Source organism: Thioalkalivibrio sp. ALE25 (assembly GCF_000377285.1).
Lineage (GTDB): Bacteria > Pseudomonadota > Gammaproteobacteria > Ectothiorhodospirales > Ectothiorhodospiraceae > Thioalkalivibrio.
Genome location: NZ_KB897933.1, coordinates 64,515 through 81,858, shown reverse-complemented (window position 1 = coordinate 81,858; position 17,344 = coordinate 64,515). Strand labels below are relative to the sequence as shown.

13 protein-coding genes and 1 tRNA gene are annotated in these 17,344 nt (G+C 65.0%); 5 read left to right on the top strand and 9 right to left on the bottom strand.

Annotation, left to right across the window (positions count from 1 at the left end):
* Positions 1–15 precede the first annotated feature (15 nt).
* The 3 genes from C996_RS0109310 to C996_RS0109300 all read left to right on the top strand — a co-directional run bounded on the left by C996_RS0109310 (position 16) and on the right by C996_RS0109300 (position 4,949).
* On the top strand, positions 16–756 hold the full coding sequence (locus C996_RS0109310; RefSeq protein ID WP_018867178.1) for a DUF3800 domain-containing protein: 741 nt from the start codon (positions 16–18) through the stop codon (positions 754–756).
* Between the two features lie 174 nt (positions 757–930).
* A complete protein-coding gene (locus tag C996_RS0109305; RefSeq protein WP_026279273.1) occupies positions 931–4,134 on the top strand; it encodes a type I restriction endonuclease subunit R in 3,204 nt (1,067 codons plus the stop codon).
* Between the two features lie 413 nt (positions 4,135–4,547).
* Positions 4,548–4,949: a hypothetical protein gene (locus tag C996_RS0109300; RefSeq protein ID WP_018867176.1), complete on the top strand. Its 402-nt coding sequence runs from the start codon at positions 4,548–4,550 to the stop codon at positions 4,947–4,949.
* A 225-nt stretch (positions 4,950–5,174) separates the two neighbouring features.
* Here the strand turns inward: C996_RS0109300 and C996_RS14800 are convergent, their stop codons facing one another.
* From C996_RS14800 to C996_RS0109265, 7 genes are all read right to left on the bottom strand, one after another.
* Positions 5,175–6,053, bottom strand: coding sequence for a hypothetical protein (locus C996_RS14800; RefSeq protein WP_231367145.1), 879 nt, complete (start codon positions 6,051–6,053; stop codon positions 5,175–5,177).
* 286 nt (positions 6,054–6,339) lie between these two features.
* Positions 6,340–6,413: transfer RNA gene (locus C996_RS0109290), tRNA-Gln, on the bottom strand.
* Between the two features lie 43 nt (positions 6,414–6,456).
* Positions 6,457–6,849: a 30S ribosomal protein S9 gene (gene rpsI, locus C996_RS0109285; protein ID WP_018867174.1), complete on the bottom strand. Its 393-nt coding sequence runs from the start codon at positions 6,847–6,849 to the stop codon at positions 6,457–6,459.
* A 31-nt stretch (positions 6,850–6,880) separates the two neighbouring features.
* Positions 6,881–7,309, bottom strand: a complete 429-nt coding sequence (gene rplM / locus C996_RS0109280) for a 50S ribosomal protein L13 (protein ID WP_017940583.1) — start codon at positions 7,307–7,309, stop codon at positions 6,881–6,883.
* A 238-nt stretch (positions 7,310–7,547) separates the two neighbouring features.
* A complete protein-coding gene (locus C996_RS0109275; RefSeq protein WP_018867173.1) occupies positions 7,548–8,069 on the bottom strand; it encodes a DUF4168 domain-containing protein in 522 nt (173 codons plus the stop codon).
* 297 nt (positions 8,070–8,366) lie between these two features.
* The gene (locus C996_RS0109270; protein ID WP_026279272.1) at positions 8,367–9,794 is read right to left on the bottom strand and encodes a sigma-54 dependent transcriptional regulator; all 1,428 of its coding nucleotides are present in this window, start codon (positions 9,792–9,794) and stop codon (positions 8,367–8,369) included.
* Positions 9,791–11,266: an ATP-binding protein gene (locus tag C996_RS0109265; protein WP_018867171.1), complete on the bottom strand. Its 1,476-nt coding sequence runs from the start codon at positions 11,264–11,266 to the stop codon at positions 9,791–9,793. Before C996_RS0109265 ends, C996_RS0109270 begins: the two co-directional genes overlap by 4 nt.
* A 382-nt stretch (positions 11,267–11,648) precedes the next feature.
* On the opposite strand from C996_RS0109265, the gene C996_RS0109260 reads away from it, so the two are divergent.
* Positions 11,649–12,329, top strand: a complete 681-nt coding sequence (locus C996_RS0109260) for an MBL fold metallo-hydrolase (protein WP_018867170.1) — start codon at positions 11,649–11,651, stop codon at positions 12,327–12,329.
* A 79-nt stretch (positions 12,330–12,408) separates the two neighbouring features.
* Here the strand turns inward: C996_RS0109260 and htpX are convergent, their stop codons facing one another.
* Entirely contained in the window at positions 12,409–13,296 is an 888-nt protein-coding gene (htpX, locus tag C996_RS0109255; RefSeq protein ID WP_018867169.1) for a protease HtpX, read from the bottom strand.
* 111 nt (positions 13,297–13,407) lie between these two features.
* The gene (gene parC, locus C996_RS0109250; protein WP_018867168.1) at positions 13,408–15,669 is read right to left on the bottom strand and encodes a DNA topoisomerase IV subunit A; all 2,262 of its coding nucleotides are present in this window, start codon (positions 15,667–15,669) and stop codon (positions 13,408–13,410) included.
* 143 nt (positions 15,670–15,812) lie between these two features.
* On the opposite strand from parC, the gene C996_RS0109245 reads away from it, so the two are divergent.
* Positions 15,813–17,234 carry a phospholipase D-like domain-containing protein gene (locus tag C996_RS0109245; RefSeq protein WP_018867167.1) on the top strand — a complete coding sequence of 474 codons (1,422 nt, stop codon included), beginning with the start codon at positions 15,813–15,815 and terminating at the stop codon, positions 17,232–17,234.
* Positions 17,235–17,344: the final 110 nt, after the last annotated feature.

Below are 17,344 nucleotides of genomic sequence, written 5' to 3'. Positions count from 1 at the left end.
CCTTCATGGGCTGTTATGAACGAGTTTGGTGACTACATCGTCTACGTGGACGAGAGCGGGGACCACAGCCTCTCCCGCGTGAACCCGGAATATCCCGTGTTCGTGCTGGCCTTCTGCATCCTGCGCAAAGAGGCGTATCTCAACGAGGTCGTGCCGCAGATCCAGGCCCTGAAGTTCCGTTACTTCGGCCACGACATGGTCGTGCTGCACGAGGCGGATATCCGGAAGTCACGCGGCCCGTTCAACATCTTGCTGAACGAACACACGCGCAAAGCCTTCCTGGAGGATCTGTCCGAGATCATCCGGAGTGCTCCGTTCACGCTTGTGGCCAGCTGCATTCTGAAGACACCCTTCGTCGAGCGGCGTGGCGTGGATGGAAACCCTTACCATGTAGCCATGGAGTTTGGCCTGGAACGGGTCTACATGGAGCTTCAGGCGCTGGGGCAGCGCGGCAAGCACACCCACGTTGTCTTCGAGCAACGCGGGGAGCAAGAGGATCAGGCGCTGGAGCTGGAATTCCGGCGCATCATGGATCAGTCCCGGGTGAAGGGGCTTGGCGACACGCTGGACATCGTCCTGGCCCACAAACAGGCGAATTCAGCAGGGCTCCAACTGGCCGACATGGTGGCGCGCCCTATTGGTCGGCACCTGCTCAAGCCCGACCAACCCAATCGCGCCTACGAACTGCTGGAAGGGAAGTTTCGGCGCAGCAAGGACGGAAAACTCAGAGGCTGGGGCTTGAAGGTATACCCATAAAGCAAAAGGCCCCGACGCATTCGCCGAGGCCCCTTGCCGATCGGGCATTCCCAATCCAATGGTCAACAACATAGTCCTATGGTCGGGCCTTTTCAAGCTGGCTTACCATGGGTCCGGGTTGGCATGAACGCATTCGGATTCAACCCGTTGATTCTACCAGAATAAGAGGCTTACATGGCGGATAGCAGGGAAACGCGATTCCAGCGAGACATCGTTGCAGCCATGGAGAACCAGGGGTGGCGAGTTGGGGAACCGGGTGCATACGACCGCGATCATGCGCTCTATCCCGAGGATCTGATTGGATACTTCCAGGAGGCGTTTCCAGACCGGTGGGAGAAATTCCGCGAATTCCACTCCCATGACCCGGAGCAAAGCCTGATCAAGGCCGTCGCCCGAGGCCTGGACAAGCAAGGCACCCTGGACGTGTTGCGCCGGGGGACCAAGGTGCAGGGCGGGCGGATCGAGACATGCAGCTTCCGTCCCGACCACGGCATGAATCCAGAGGCGCAAGCCCGCTATCAGGCGAACCGCCTGCGGGTGGTGCCGGAGGTCTCCTACTCGCCCCACGCCCGAGAGGGTGAATACAACCCCCGTCTGGACCTGGTGCTGTTCGTCAACGGCATCCCCACAGCGACCCTGGAGCTCAAAAGCGAGTTCAAGCAGTCGGTAGACAACGCCAAGCGCCAGTATTGCCGCGACCGGCCGCCCAAGGACCCCACCACCCGCAAGCCCGAGCCACTACTGACCTTCAAGCGTGGCGCGCTGGTGCATTTCGCCGTAAGTCAGTTCCAGGTGGCCATGACCACCCGGCTCGCAGGAAAGGACACGTTCTTCCTTCCCTTCGACCAAGGCACGGCGGATGGCGGTGCGGGTAACCCGCTGCCGGCCTCCGAGGACGAATACGCCACTGCCTATCTCTGGGAGCAGGTATTCGCACCTGATGCCTGGCTCAGAGTCCTGGGCCGCTTTCTGCACCTGCAACAGGACGAAAAGGAAGACTTCCATGGTCGACTGAAAACCGTGGAGAAGCTCATCTTCCCCCGCTACCACCAGTGGGACGTGGTGAACCGCCTCCTGGATGCAACGAAGACGGAAGGACCGGGCCATCGCTACCTGATTCAGCACAGTGCCGGGTCCGGGAAATCGAACTCCATCGCCTGGACGGCTCACCAACTTGCCGCGCTCTACGACACGGAAGGTGAGCGGCTCTTCAGCTCCGTCATCGTGGTGACTGATCGGACCGTGCTGGATAGCCAGCTTCAAGAAACCATCGGCCAATTCGAGCGCACGGTCGGGGTGGTGCGCCCCATCTCCCGAGACATCGGCAGCCATAGCAAGTCCGAGCAACTAGCCGAGGCCCTTCTGGAGCGCACCCGCATCATCATCGTCACCATTCAAACCTTCCCTGCTCTCTTTGAGGCACTGGATCGCCATCCCCAACTTGCCGAGGGACGCTACGCCGTGATCGCCGACGAGGCGCACTCCTCGCAGACGGGCTCCTCGGCCCACAAGCTCAAAGCCATCCTGGGGGCGCCTGAGGCCACCACTGCGCCCGAAGATGGAAGTGACGAGATCAGCGCCGAAGACCTCTTAGACGCAGCCGTAAGCGCCCGTAAGCCTGGCAAGCAGATCAGCTACTACGCGTTCACCGCGACCCCCAAGGCCAAGACCCTCGAGCTGTTCGGCCGCGAGCCCGACCCGAGCCAGCCAAGGGGGCCGGATAACCTGCCCCAGCCGTTCCATGTCTACTCCATGCGCCAGGCCATCGAGGAAGGCTTCATCCTGGATGTCCTGAAGCGTTACCTGACTTACGGCACGGCGTGGAAACTGGCCCATCCGCACGCGGACGACCAGGAAGTCGAGTCCCGCAAGGCTTCCACCAAGATTGCCCGCTGGGTGCGCCTGCACCCCTACAACATCAATCAAAAGGTGGAGGTGATCGTCGAGCACTTCCGGGGACACGTGCGCCACCTTCTGGACGGCCAGGCCAAAGCCATGGTGGTCACCGGCAGTCGTCAGGAGGCGGTTCGCTACGTGCTGGCCATGCGTGAGTATGTGAAGCAGAAGAACTACGGCGATGTGCACCCCTTGGTGGCGTTCTCAGGGACCGTAGTGGCCGACGAAGTCATCCCCGAAGAGGTCTCCGAGACCAGCACACTCCTCAACCCCGGGCTCAAGAATCGGGACTTGGCCGAGGCCTTCGACACCGATGATTTCAACATCATGATCGCCGCCAACAAGTTCCAGACGGGGTTCGATCAGCCCAAGCTCTGCGCCATGTATGTGGACAAGAAGCTTCAAGGCGTCGATTGCGTGCAGACCCTGTCCCGCCTGAATCGCACCTTCCCGGGCAAGGAGACATTTGTCCTGGATTTCTTCAATGACCCAGAGGAAATCCTCGAAGCCTTCGAGCCCTACTACAACCAGGCCGTGCTGGAGGACGTCTCGGACGTCAACGTGGTCTTTGATCTGCAACGCACTCTGGACGATGCGCAGATCTACGATTGGAAGGAGGTGGAAGCGTTCGCCAAAGCCTTCTTCGACCCCAAGGCGCCGGCGAGCCGACTGAGCTACTACACCCAGTTCGCACGCGAACGATTCAAGACCCGCTATGCGGCCGCGCAGGAACAGCAACGCACGTGGGCCGAGGCCAAGCGTCAGGCCGAGAAAAGCGGCGACCGAACCATGCTCACACGAGCGGAACAAGAGCTGAAAGATGCCGGCGTCATCCGCGATAGCCTCGACCTCTTCCGCAAGAATCTTCAAAGCTTCGTTCGGGCCTACGAGTTCCTTTCCCAGATCGTGGTCTATGACGACCCGGAGCTTGAACAGCTATGCGTCTTTGCCCGACACCTTTATCCGCTGCTCAGAGTGGATCGACTGGAAGAGGAAGACATCGACGTTTCCGAGCTGGATCTGACCCATTACCGCCTGACGAAACGAACCGAGCAGGAACTGAAACTTGGGGTGTCTGACGGCGCCGCCCTGAAGCCCATGACTGAAACAGGTTCGGGCCAGCCACTTGATCCAGAGATGAAGCGACTCTCCGAGATCATCGAACGCCTGAACGACCTTTTCGGCGCCGAGGTCCAGTCGCAGGACAAGCTGCACTGGATCAATGGGCTGACCGACCGGGTCGAACGCGATGAAGAGGTAGTCGCCCAAGTCCGCACGCACACCCCGGAGCAGGTGATGCACGGTCGCTTCCCCAAGCACCTCACCGACATCCTGCTGGAATCCATGGACGACCAGAGCCAGCTCACGACGCAGGCGCTGGAGGATGAGGATAAATTCCAGGAGGTGGCACTGATGATCCTCAAGCTCATGGCCGCACGAGAAAGTCGCAGGGCTGACAAAAGCGAGGCGAGCCCCCGGTAGTCACATGGGCGACGGACCGGCTCCCTTCATCCCATCCGGCATCGGCCGGCCTGCTGCCCCCAAAGACCCCTTCCAGCGCTACGTATAAGGGGGACATTTTCGAGCGCCGTTATATTGGCTGCACCCCCTTGTGCTAGCACCCAATTATCTAGGACTTTGTCTGGCGCACCTTCTCTGCGCACTCGCCAGTTCCTTAGGCGCCCGGCCCATTCCACGCCCCTCGCCCCGGATCACCGGTGGATAACGACCCGCCTCCTTCCGAGCATTTCAGCCGCAAAATCGGGAAATCCGTTGACGTTACGTTGACGTTCTTGCCTGCTTATCTGGGCTCTGATGACCTGCAGAGCGGCGCATATGGAGCGCTATAAACATTCCCGTCAGCAATTACTTCAACGTGCAGAGGGGATGTCGTTATGGCCGAATACGAAAGGGTTTCGAAAACAGATCGTCCGATCCGGGACCTTCCCCGATTTCAGGATCATCTGAAGACGCTGCTGTATCAATCCGAGTTCAATCAGAGGGAAATCGCCAGCATGGCGGGGTTGAAGCACAACGTGCTCAGCATGATCAAGCTCGGGCGCATGAAGGTCCCTCTCGACCGCATTCCGGACCTTGCATGGGCACTTCGGGCCGATCCCTTCGTGCTCCTGGTCCTAGCGATGAATGACGAGCACCCGGCACTGCTGAGGCTACTCCAGGATCAGATGGGCATCAGCATCAGCACACTCCAACTGGCCTCCCTGGCGAGGACTCCTAAGCAGGAATCGACAGACGCTGACATACCGCCGTCTGATCCCGGGCGCTCTTCGTCATGAACACGCGATCAAAGTGCCGGGAGAGCCCCGTAGCGACACTCAACGAAACGTCCGACCCGAGAGCATTCCGACCGAAATATGTGCGCTTAAAACGGCTCTCCGCAAGCCCGCTGGAAACCCACTACCGGGCGGTAGTGGGCACCACTGAGATAATGTGCGTTGGGCCGGGAGGAGCCGGGACGTAACGCCTGTCCACCATTGCGCCCCAGCCCACACACCCCGAGCTCAGCGAGCCTTCGAAGCCAGTCGGCCCTTGATGTGGCCGATACGCTCCAACAATGTCTCGCGGTCGATTTCGTAGAGACGTCGTGCCTCGCGACCTACCCCCCGCGAACGACACATGGCCGGCCCGGGGAAATCCGCCAGGGCGAAGCCCCGGAACGCGTGTGACTTGAGGCAATACTGGCTCCAGTTAAAGCCGTCCGTGATGGACTTCAACATCGCCGGGCGCGCCTTGAAGAACTCTGGCGAGGCCCCTCGGTTAAAGGCGCTCAACGCTTTATGCACCCGCTCCCGCTCACTGGGCTCACAGCCAATGGCTCCATGGAGATGAGGACGGGCTACACGATAGTTCTGGGTCTTCGAACAGGCACTTTCCAAGACCACATAGAACTCGACCACACGCCCTAGAGCAGCGTTCAGGTGGCGCCGCAAGCTCCGGTAGAGGTGATCAAGGCCCCCATTCTCTGCGGCCTTCCTCAACGTGTGTGGGGAGATGTTCAAGGTCAGCGCGTAACAGCTGCCGAGGCCTTCGATGGCTCTCTGGTGATACACCGCCCGAAGCCGCTGCGATGTTTCGTGCCATAGGGGCGGCCGGAACTTCGGATATTCCTCCAGCGTTGAGACCAGCTCTTCATCAAGCGCTTGGTCTACGGTAACCCCCTCTTCTACCCCCTTATATATTACTAGTGGGCGCTCAGTTTCGGATGCCGAACTGTTCCGGAAAATCCTTGAGAGACATAGCATTACCCCGTTTCGAAAGGCCCGTTTTCGCCCAGAGTTTTTTCCTTTTTTCTGCAGAACTCTCGCGTTGAGACCGTGTAGACATCGGTCCATGTCCGGCTGAATGACCAGACCGACCGGTGTTTCTTCGCCTACGAGCATTGGCGCTCACTCCTCTGGGTTGGGTGGATAAACGTGCGTTCATCTCCCAACTGGCTCGATAGAGACCCAGAGCGGTAGGCGAAGCGCCTACACCAGTATAGTCAGCGCTGACTTAGAACTACGCCGCCGGCATGGCAGCAATTCGCCCCATGGAGTTAGACGAACCTCGCGCAAACATTGCGGGAACAGAATCGGCATGTCTGGCGAGAGAAGGGTGCGAGTGATCCCTGTGTGATCCAAAAACAAAGGGGTTACACCATCACTGATGTAACCCCTTGTCTTTATATGGCTGGGGGACCAGGATTCGAACCTGGGTTGACGGAGTCAGAGTCCGTAGTCCTACCGCTAGACGATCCCCCAGTAAACCGGATCGCGTGCGTCCCGCAGAAACTCGAGGCGAATTTTAACGCTTCGAGTACTGGGTTGCACGACGGGCCTTGCGCAGGCCGATCTTCTTCCGCTCCACCTCGCGGGCATCGCGGGTCAGATGACCACCACGACGCAGCGGCGAGCGCAGCTCTTCGTTGTACTGCACCAGGGCGCGGGCAATGCCCAGGCGGATCGCACCGGCCTGGCCGTTACCACCACCGCCCTCGACGGTTGCGATCACGTCGAAGTTTTCGGTGGACTCGGTCGCCTCCAGCGGCTGGCGCACGACCATGCGCGAGGTCTGGCGGCCGAAGAACTCGTCCAGCGGCTTCTGGTTAACCGTGATGTTGCCCGTACCCGGGCGCAGGAAGACGCGCGCAGCGGCGGTCTTGCGGCGGCCGGTGCCGTAATACTGATTGGTAGCCATTCGGATCGATTCCCTTGCTGATTCTGGCGGCTCAGACTTCGAGCGGCTGCGGCTGCTGGGCCGTATGCCGGTGTTCGGTGCCGGCGTAGACCTTGAGCTTCTTGAACATGGCCCGGCCAAGCGGGTTGCGCGGCAGCATGCCCTTCACGGCAAGCTCCAGCACCTTCTCCGGATGACGCTCGATCATCTGGGTGAAGTTGGCTTCCTTGATGCCACCCGGATAACCGGTGTGGTGGAAGTACTTCTTGTCCATGGCCTTGTTGCCGGAGACGCGAATCTTCTCCGCGTTGATCACGACGATGTAGTCGCCGGTATCGACATGCGGCGTGTACACGGGCTTGTGCTTCCCGCGCAGACGGCGTGCGATCTCCGTGGCGAGTCGGCCGAGGGTCTTGCCGTCGGCGTCGACGAGAAACCAGTCGCGTTCGACTTCGGCCGGCTTGGCGCTGATGGTACTCATGATGTTCGATGCTCCGAGGTCGGGGCGATTCAGAAAGCGCGCAAGAATAACGCTTCCCTTCACCCGATTCAAGCAAAAGGGACAATTCGCGAGACGGGCCACGCTCGACGTCCACCGGAGGCGAGGTGGCGGGCCGGGGCCTGCGCGAGCGCCCTCCGCACATAATAAAGGGGCCGCCCCGAAGGGCGGCCCCCCTTTCAGGCCCCGGGCGCAAGGCCCGGGGCGGCACGCAACCCGTTTACAGCTGGGCTTCGGCGCGCTCCTGCACTTCCTGCATCAGCTCGGGGTCGTTCTGCAGGGCCATGGCGACTTCGTTGTATTCCTCGACGCTCATGCCCGCATCTTCCACGGCGCTGACCATTTCGTCCTGCGCTTCCTGCTGCATGGACTGCGCCTCGGTCTCGTCCTCGGCGTTCTGCAGGCGGTCGGCGAAGTCCTCGCGCACTTCCTGCACCGCGACAAAGGCGGTCACGAAGGTGTCGATGTCCCCTTCGCTCAGGTCCACCTCGGGGGCTTCCTGCATCGGGGCACCGCCCTGGGCCGCGCCACCCTGGGCGCCACCCTGCGGCGGCTGGCCGCCCTGGGCACCGCCACCGGCGCCGGCACCGCCTTCCTGGGCCGGGGGCTGGCCACCCTGGGCGCCGCCCATGTCGCCACCGCCGGCGCCGCCTTCGGCACCACCATACTGCGCGGAGGCCGCGCCACCCACGGCAAACAGGGAGGTCAGGGCCATTGCAAGGATCGTCTTGCGCATATTCATCATGTTGCTCCTTATTCCTTTGGTTCGATCGGATCTTGCGGCCGACCGGGACCCGCCTAAAGCGGAACCCCCGTCCAGCCGCACCGCAACCGTGTGAGGAGGAATGAGCCCGTGCGGGCTGCGCTTCCCCGATTGCTGCCTGAGGAGAAGCAGGCATCGTGCCAACAATGGGAACCGGGACGATATTGATTAATAATCAGATGCTTAGCGATAGATCAGCCGGCGGAGCGGCCGCCGGCTGCGGGTTTGCGGCCGAGTCATAATGACACATGGGTCAGCTCGACCCGGGTCAGGATGTCACGACGGGTCGGATTCGCCGAGCTTGCGGTAGAGCGTCTTGCGTCCGATGCCGAGGATGCGCGCGGCCCGCTGCTTGTTGCCGTCCACGTGCTCCAGGACCCGTTGAATGTAGTCGCGCTCGCGCTCTTCCAGCGTCGGCCATTGGGTGTCGTCGCCGACTCCCGCTACGGGTAACACTTCTGCGCCGGCATGACCGGTGGCCACACCCGCATCTTCGCCGCCGATCGCGAACACGCGTTCCGGCAGGTCCCGGGTCTCGATCACCTCGCCCGTGGCCAGGGTGGCGGCGCGCTCGATGAGGCTGGCCAGTTCGCGTACGTTCCCGGGGAAGGGGTAGCGCACCAGCGCGCGCAAGGCCTCCGGGCTCAGACGCCGCTCGGGCAGGCCTCGGGCCAGGGCCTGCTGGCGCAGGAACTGCAGGGCCAGGTACTCGATATCGTCACCGCGTTCTCGCAGCGGCGGGATCTCGATCCGGAAGGTCTCCAGACGATAGTAGAGATCCTCGCGGAAACGGCCGTCGGCCATGTGCGCCTGCAGGTCCTGGTGGGTGGCCGCGACGATACGCACATCCGTCTCGATCTCCTCGTTGGCGCCCACCGGGCGCACCCGTCCGTCCTGCAGCAGGCGCAGCAGCTTGCTTTGCATCGCCACCGGCATCTCGGCGATCTCGTCCAGGAACAGGGTTCCCCCATGTGCCTCGGTGAACAGTCCTCGACGGGCACCCTTGGCCCCACTGAAGGCACCCGCTACATGCCCCAGCAGCTCCGACTCCAGCAGGGCCTCGGGGATGCCGGCGCAGTTGAGCGCGACGAACGGCCCGTGCGCCCGGTCACTTTCCGCGTGCAGCGCCCGCGCCACGAGTTCCTTGCCGGTCCCGGACTCGCCGGTAATCAGGACGCTGCCGTCGGCGGCCGCGATCCGCCGGATCAGGTCGAACGTCTGCAGCATGGCCGGACTGTGTCCCTGCATGCCATGAAACCCGTCGGACTGGGCGAGCACCTCGCGATAGCGCCGCACCTCGTCCTTCAGGCGACGCGCCTCGGTTACCCGGTCAGCAGCCAGGCGCAGATGATCGAGGTCCACCGGCTTGGTCAGAAAGTCGTCCGCCCCCGCCTTCAGCGCGGCCACGGCCTGATCGATGGTCCCGAAGCCCGTCAGCATGATGAAGCCCGGCGCCGGCACCCGGGCGCGCGCGTCCTCGAGCACCTGAAACCCGTCGGCGCCCGGCAGACGCAGGTCACTGACCACCAGACTGAAGGCCTGCTGTGCCAGTGCCCGCGCGGCGTCCTCGGCGCTGCCTACCGCGGTGACCGCGTAGCCGGCCTCGGCCAGCTCCTCGTGCAGCAATTCGCGATGTCCGCGGTCGTCCTCCACCACAAGGACCGATTCCGGGGGCGCGGCGGGTGTTTGTGGCGCGGCGCTCATAGGCGCGTCTCCTGCGGTTCGTCAGTGGCCAGCGGCAGATGCACGACAAAGCGGGTCTCCCCGGGCACGCTGCGATCCAGCGCGACCGTGCCGCGATGATCTTCCAGTGCCACCTGGACAACAGCCAGCCCCAGTCCGGTTCCCTCGCCCGTGGGTTTGGTGGTGAAGAAGGGCTCGAACAGGCGCGCCGCCTGTTCGTCGTCGATCCCGCGCCCGGCGGTCGGACCGTCATCGGCCACCACCAGGGTTACCCGGTCGGCCTCCGCCCGCCAGTGGACGCGCACCTCACCGGCGGCCGCCTGGGCCGCGTTCTCCAGCAGGTTCTCCAGCGCCTGTCCGAGGCGCAGACGATCGGCCGCGACGACCAGCGCCTCCCCGTCCACCTGGAACCGGATCGCGTCGGGCGCGTGCCGCGCGCGCACCCGCTCGACCAGGTCGCCGACCAGTTGCGCGAGGTCCAGGGGGCGTTCCTGCAGGGGGTTGCGACGAGCGAAGTCCAGCAACTGCCGCACGATGGTCTCCACCCGCTCGAGTTCGGCCTGCAACGCCTCCATCTCCTTGCGCGCAGGATCCGCCTCCGGCAGGCGGCGAATGGCCCGCTGCACCCGCCCGGCGATAATCCCGAGCGGTGTCCCCAGCTCATGCGCCACACCGGCCGCGAGCTGGCCGATCGCCGCCAGCTTCTCCGAGTGCCGCAGCTTTTCCTCGAGCCGCACCTGCTCGTGGCGCTGCGCCTCCAGTTCCGCCTCCGAGGCCTCGCGGCGCTCCATCATGCGGTTCATCGAGACCGCCAGCCCGCGCAGTTCGGCCGGCCCGTCCTCCGGCGCCCGCAGGCCGCGCTGGCCATCGCCGATCGCGCGCATCGCGGCCATCAGGCGCGACACATGCCGGCCGACGGCCCGGTGGTAGCCGAACAGTACGACCAGCAGGAACAGCGCACTGACCGCCAGCATCAGCAACCCGCCCTGCCACTGCAGCTGCGTGACGAAGGCCCGGAACGGGGTCACATCGCGGGTCACCTGCAGCAGGCCCACGATCCGCCCGGCCGGATCCGACAACGGCAGGAAGAAGGAGAAGGTCTCGCGCCCCTGGTGCTCGCCGAAGGCCCCGAGACTGCCGGTCTCGCTGATGACCCGGGCCTCGCCGCGGCGTTGCAGGGTCGGGCTGGGCGGCCCACTGGCCGCGACCATGCGGCCCTCGGCGTCGTAGACGTAGACCCCGAACACCTCCTCGATCTGGAACAGCGAATCCAGCGACTGCTGCACCCCGGACACGTCGTCCTGCAGCATAGCGCTCGACACCGGGAGCCGGATCGAACGCGCTACCAGTTCGATATCCTCCTGCATGCGGTTTTCCATCTGGACCTGGAATTCGCGCAGGCCGAGCGCCACCACCGCGGCCATCAGCAGCAGCAGCGGCAGCAGCACGAAGGACAACACCGCGGTGCGCAGGCTGTTCAGGCTTCGGATCATGGGCGTTGGGTCATCATCGACGGGCCATCCGCGGCACGGGCCGGACTCAATGGTAGACACGCCCAGCAACAGGAGGCGAATCACAGGCAAAAAAAAGCGCGGGTCGAAGCCCGCGCCAAGAAAACCACCAAAGGAGGATGGAGGAGTCCACTAACCACTGACAGGGGGGACAGCGATTAGCGTATGCAAATCTTCTAATATGGCGATGTTCTTGTCAACCGGTGAAATCCGCAGGGGGTCGTCCTTCACCGTTTCGTCATATCACGTACCCTTGAAGACCTGCATACCCCGTAAGACGCACGTCCGCCCGATCTATTCCCGGGCATGAAAACCACCCGCCGGGGATGCACCAAAAATCGACTTCGTTCACGGATCCCGCATCATGCTTCGTCACCTGAGCCACCCCGTCACCTCGCTTGCCCAGAACGCCACGCTGATCTGGTGCGATGCCACCGGGGCCGCGGCCTGGGTCGACCCCGGCGCGGATGCCGCGCCCCTCGAACAGATCGCCCGCGAGCACGGCGTGCACCTGGAGAAGATCCTCCTGACCCACGGCCACCTGGACCATGTCGGGGCCACCGCCGAACTGGCCGCCCGTGCCAATGTGCCGGTGATCGGGCCGCATCGCGACGACGCCTTCTGGCTGGACCAGCTCCCGGCGCAGGCGCAGATCTTCGGCTTCCCCGAGACCGCGCCCCTGGTGCCCGACCAGTGGCTGGAGGATGGCGACACCATCGCGCTGGGCCAGACCACACTCCGGGTGCTCCACTGCCCCGGCCATACCCCGGGGCACGTGGTCTTCCACGACTCCGAGAGCGGCCTGGCCCTGGTCGGCGACGTGCTGTTCCACGGGGCAATCGGCCGCAGCGACTTCCCGCGCGGCAACGGGCGCGAGCTGATCGCCTCGATCACCGACAAGCTCTGGCCGCTGGGCGACGAGACCCGGTTCGTGCCCGGCCACGGCCCCGAGTCCACCTTTGGCGAGGAACGCCGCAGCAACCCCTTCGTCGGCGACGCGGCCCTTGCCGCCGGCGGACAGCCCGGCCGCGGCCGCTGCTACTGAGCCCCGCGAAGCAGCATCTCTCAAATGAAACGGGCCGCCCCGAGGGGCGGCCCGTGTACGCACGGCGCCAGGCGTCTTCTCAGCCGTTGGCGCGCAGCGCGGCGATGCGCTGTTCGATCGGCGGGTGGCTCATGAACAGCTTCTTCAGGCCCTGGGCCATGCCGCCACGGATCCCGAAGGCCGCCATCTGGTCCGGCATGTCCACCGGCCGCCCGGAGGCCCGGGCCAGCGACTCCAGCGCGCCGATCATCTTCTCGCGCCCGGCAAAGCGGGCCCCCGCCTCGTCGGCGCGGAACTCGCGCTGACGCGAGAACCAGAACACGATGATGGAGGCCAGGATCGCGAGGATGATCTCGGTCACGATGGCGGTAATCCAGAAGGCCGGTCCGTGACCCGACTCGTTCTTGAAGATCACCCGATCGACGAAGTGGCCGATCACGCGCGACAGGAAGATCACAAAGGTGTTCACCACGCCCTGGATCAGTGCCAGGGTCACCATGTCGCCGTTCGCCACGTGGCCGACCTCGTGCCCCAGCACGGCCTCGACCTCACCCTGCCCCATGTTCTGCATCAGTCCGGTGCTTACGGCCACCAGGGCGTTGTTCTTGCTCATCCCGGTGGCAAAGGCGTTCGGGTCGGGCGAATCGTAGATTCCCACCTCGGGCATGCCGATACCGGCCTGCTTGGCCTGGCGCTGCACCGTCTCCAGCAACCACTGCTCGGTGGCGTTGCGCGGCTTGTCGATCACGTGGACCTTCATCGTCTTCTTCGCCATCCACTTGGAGATGGCCAGCGAGATGAAGGACCCGCCGAACCCGAACACGGCGGCGAAGATCAGCAAAGCGGTCAGGTCGAGATCGACCCCCTGTTCATCGAGGATGCTCTCCACACCCAGGATACGCAGGGTGATGCTGAGCACGATCAGGATGGCGAAGTTGGTCGCCAGAAACAGCAGAACACGTTTCATGAAGTTTTCCTGTACTCCATCAATCCATTTACGGGGATGTCGCAATCATCGGGGCGCGCCGCGCGAATTCAAGCGCCACCCCGATCAATGACCACCGGAGCGCGCCGGGGTTCAGGCCGGGCGCACTTCCAGGCGGTCCGCGTTCTGGTAGCCGCGTGGCAGCTGGCGCCCGCGCCGGGCGCGCTCGCCCACGTACTCCGCCCACTCGGCCGGGGCCAGCGCCTTGAAGCGCTTGCCGGCGTGCACGACCAGGGTGTCCTGCGGCCCCAGCACGGCCACGTCGAGCACCCGCTCGGAACCGTCCTTGAGGGCCGCGGACGGGATACCGATCAGCTTGTTGCCCTTGCCACGCGCCAGCTCCGGCAGCTCGGTGGCCGGGAACAGCAGCAGGTAGCCGCGGGTGGTGACGACCGCGATGTGATCCTCGTGCGGGTTGCGCACCGGGGCCGGCTGCAGCACAGCCGCCCCAGCGGGCACGGTGAGCACATTCTTGCCCGCCTTCTGCCGGCCCAGCAAATCGCCCAGTTTGGCGACGAAGCCGTAGCCGTGATCCGAGCCCAGCAGCCAGCGGTCTTCGTCCGCCCCGGTGGCCATGCCGACAAAGCGCGCGCCCTCCGGCGGGTTCACCCGGCCGGACAGCGGCTCGCCCTGCCCGCGCGCAGACGGCAGGGTATGCGCGGGGATGGTATAGGTCCGGCCGGTGGAGTCGATGAATGCGACCGGCTGGTTGCTGCGCCCAGTGACCGCGGCCTGAAAGGCATCCCCGGCCTTGTAGCTGAGCCCCTGGGCATCCACGTCGTGGCCCTTGGCCGCGCGTGCCCAGCCCTTTTCCGACAACACAATGGTCAGCGGCTCGGTGGGCACCAGCGCGGACTCGTCCAGTGCCTGCGCGGCGGCGCGCTGGACCAGCGGCGAGCGGCGCTCGTCACCGTAGTCCGCGGCGTCCTTCTCGATCTCGCGGCGGACCTGGGTGCGCAGGCGGCGCTCGGACCCCAGGGTCTTCTCCAGCTGATCGCGCTCCTTGGCCAGTTCGTCCTGCTCGCCGCGGATTTTCATCTCCTCGAGCTTGGCCAGGTGGCGCAGCTTCAGCTCCAGGATCGCCTCGGCCTGGATATCGGACAGGCCAAAGCGGCTCATCAGTTCCGGCTTGGGCTGGTCGTACTCGCGGATGATCGCGATCACCTCGTCGATATTGAGATAGGCGATCAGCAGGCCTTCCAGCACATGCAGCCGCGCCTGCACCTTCTCCAGGCGCCACTGCAGACGCCGGCGCACGGTCTCGATGCGGAAGCTCAGCCATTCACTCAGCAGCCCGGCCAGGTCGCGTACCTGCGGTCGGCCGTCCAGGCCGATCACGTTCATGTTCACGCGGTAGGTCTTTTCCAGATCCGTGGTCGCGAACAGGTGGGCCATCAGCGCCTCGACATCCACGCGGTTCGAGCGCGGGGTGATCACCAGACGGGTCGGGTGTTCGTGGTCGGACTCGTCGCGCAGGTCCTCGACCATTGGCAGCTTCTTCGCGCGGATCTGGCTGGCGATCTGTTCCAGCAGCTTGGCCCCGGAGACCTGGTGCGGCAGCGCGGTGACCACGATGTCGTCACCTTCGCGTTCATAGCGTGCCCGCGCGCGGATCGAACCCTGCCCGGTCTCGTAGACCTTTCGCAGCTCCGCAGGCGGGGAAATGATCTCGGCCTCGGTGGGAAAGTCCGGCGCCGGCAGGTGCTCGCACAGCTCCGCGACGGTCGCCTTCGGGTGCTCCAGCAGGTGCACGCAGGCGGCGGCCACCTCGCGCAGGTTGTGCGGCGGGATGTCGGTGGCCATGCCCACGGCGATCCCGGAGCCGCCGTTCAGCAGCACGTTCGGAAGCCGGGCCGGTAGCACCTTCGGCTCGTCCAGCGCGCCGTCGAAGTTCGGCACCCAGTCCACCGTGCCCTGTCCCAGCTCCGAGAGCAGCAGCTGCGCGTAGCGCGACAGCCGTGACTCGGTATAGCGCATCGCGGCGAAGGACTTGGGATCGTCCGGCGAGCCCCAGTTGCCCTGGCCGTCGACGAACGGGTAGCGGTAGGAGAAGGGCTGCGCCATCAGCACCATCGCCTCGTAGCACGCCGAGTCGCCATGCGGATGGAACTTGCCGAGCACGTCACCGACCGTGCGCGCGGACTTCTTGTACTTGGCCGTGGCCGAGAGCCCCAGCTCGCTCATCGCGTAGATGATGCGGCGCTGCACGGGCTTGAGCCCGTCGCCGATGTGCGGCAGCGCACGGTCCAGGATCACGTACATGGAGTAGTCCAGGTACGCCTTCTCGGTGAAGTCCTTCAGCGGCAGCTGCTCGCCGCTGTTGGCGAACAGGCTGGGGGTCTCGATATCGCTCATCGGCGCTCTCGCGAATGATGGGTGGCGCGGGCTTTTACCCCGGACCGGGCCCGCGTACTGTAGCGGGCACGCGCCCGCCATTCCACGGGGTCACGGGAAAACCGCCGAACCGGGGAGCGGAGAAGCCCCGGAGGAGTCCATTCGTGCTGGATACAGGCTGGATCGCCAGTATCGCTGCCGTCGCCGTGTTTGCCCTCGCGGCGATCAGCGTGGTGCACGCCCTGCTGCAGCGCCGCGACACCGGGACCATCATCGCCTGGGTCGGGCTGATCGTGCTGCTGCCGCTGGGCGGCTCGGTCCTGTACTGGCTGTTCGGGGTCAACCGCATCCGCCGGCGCGCCCACGCCCTGCGCGAGGGCTATCTGATCGCCGACCCCAGCGCCGGGGGCGCCACCCTGAGCGAGCCGCCGGAACGCTGGCAACGCCTGCTGCACTCCGGCGACCGACTGAGCCCTTTCCGCCTGGTCGGCGGCAACGCGATCGAACCGCTGTTCGACGGCGACCGCACCTATGCCCGCATGCTGGACGCCATCGACAGCGCCCGTCACAGCATCACCCTGGCCACCTACATCTTCGACTACGACCGGGTCGGGGAACGCTTCGTGGACCGCCTGCAGCAGGCCCAGGACCGGGGCGTGCAGGTGCGCGTGCTGATCGACGCCATCGGCGCCCGCTACAGCCGCCGCAACACCCTGCGCCGGCTGCGCCGAGCGGGGATCCCGGCCACCACCTTCATGCCGGTGCACCTGCCACGCAGTCTGGCCGCCTTCAACCTGCGCAACCACCGCAAGATGCTGGTGATCGACGGCCGCCGGGCCTTCACCGGGGGCATGAACATCCGCCGCGGCCACAGCCACGCCGATCCGGGCCCCCACCCGATACACGACCTCCACTTCGAGTTGCGCGGCCCCGCCTGCACGCAACTACAGCGGGTGTTCACGGAGGACTGGCAATTCGCCACCGGGGAACGTCTGGACGGCCCGCGCTGGTTCCCGGATACCATCGACCCGGCCGGGGCCCGTGCCTGTCGCGGCCTGCCGGACGGCCCGGACGAGGACTTCGAGGTCCTGAACTTCACGCTGCAGTCGGCCCTGGCCGAGGCCCGCGAGCAGGTCACCATCATCACCCCGTACTTCCTTCCGGACGTGGCGCTGACCGGCGCGCTCAAGGCCGCCGCCCTGCGTGGCGTGCGAGTCGACATCCTGATCCCGGCCAGCAGCAACCTGCGGCTGGTGGAATGGGCCAGCCGCCCCCAACAGGGCGAGCTGCTGGAACGCGGCTGCCGCCTGTGGCTCACCCCGCCCCCCTTCAACCACGCCAAGCTGATGCTGGTGGATCGCGAATGGGCGCTGGTCGGGTCCGCCAACTGGGACCCCCGCAGCCTGCGCCTGAACTTCGAGTTCAACCTGGAATGCCTGGATGCCGGCCTGGGCGGCGAACTGGCCACCTGGGCCGACGCCCTGCGCGCGCAGTCGCATCCTCTGACCCTCGACGAGGTCCGTGCCCGAGGACTCCCCTCGCAGCTTCGCGACGGGGCCGCCCGCCTGCTCACTCCCTACCTGTAACGCGGGGCGACACTCCCCGGCCGGCGTGCAGACAGCGTTAGCCGGCCCCCATGCGCCGCCCCCCCGAACCGGGGCGGCGGCCTGCGGTCTTTTGTACTGTAGGCGATGTC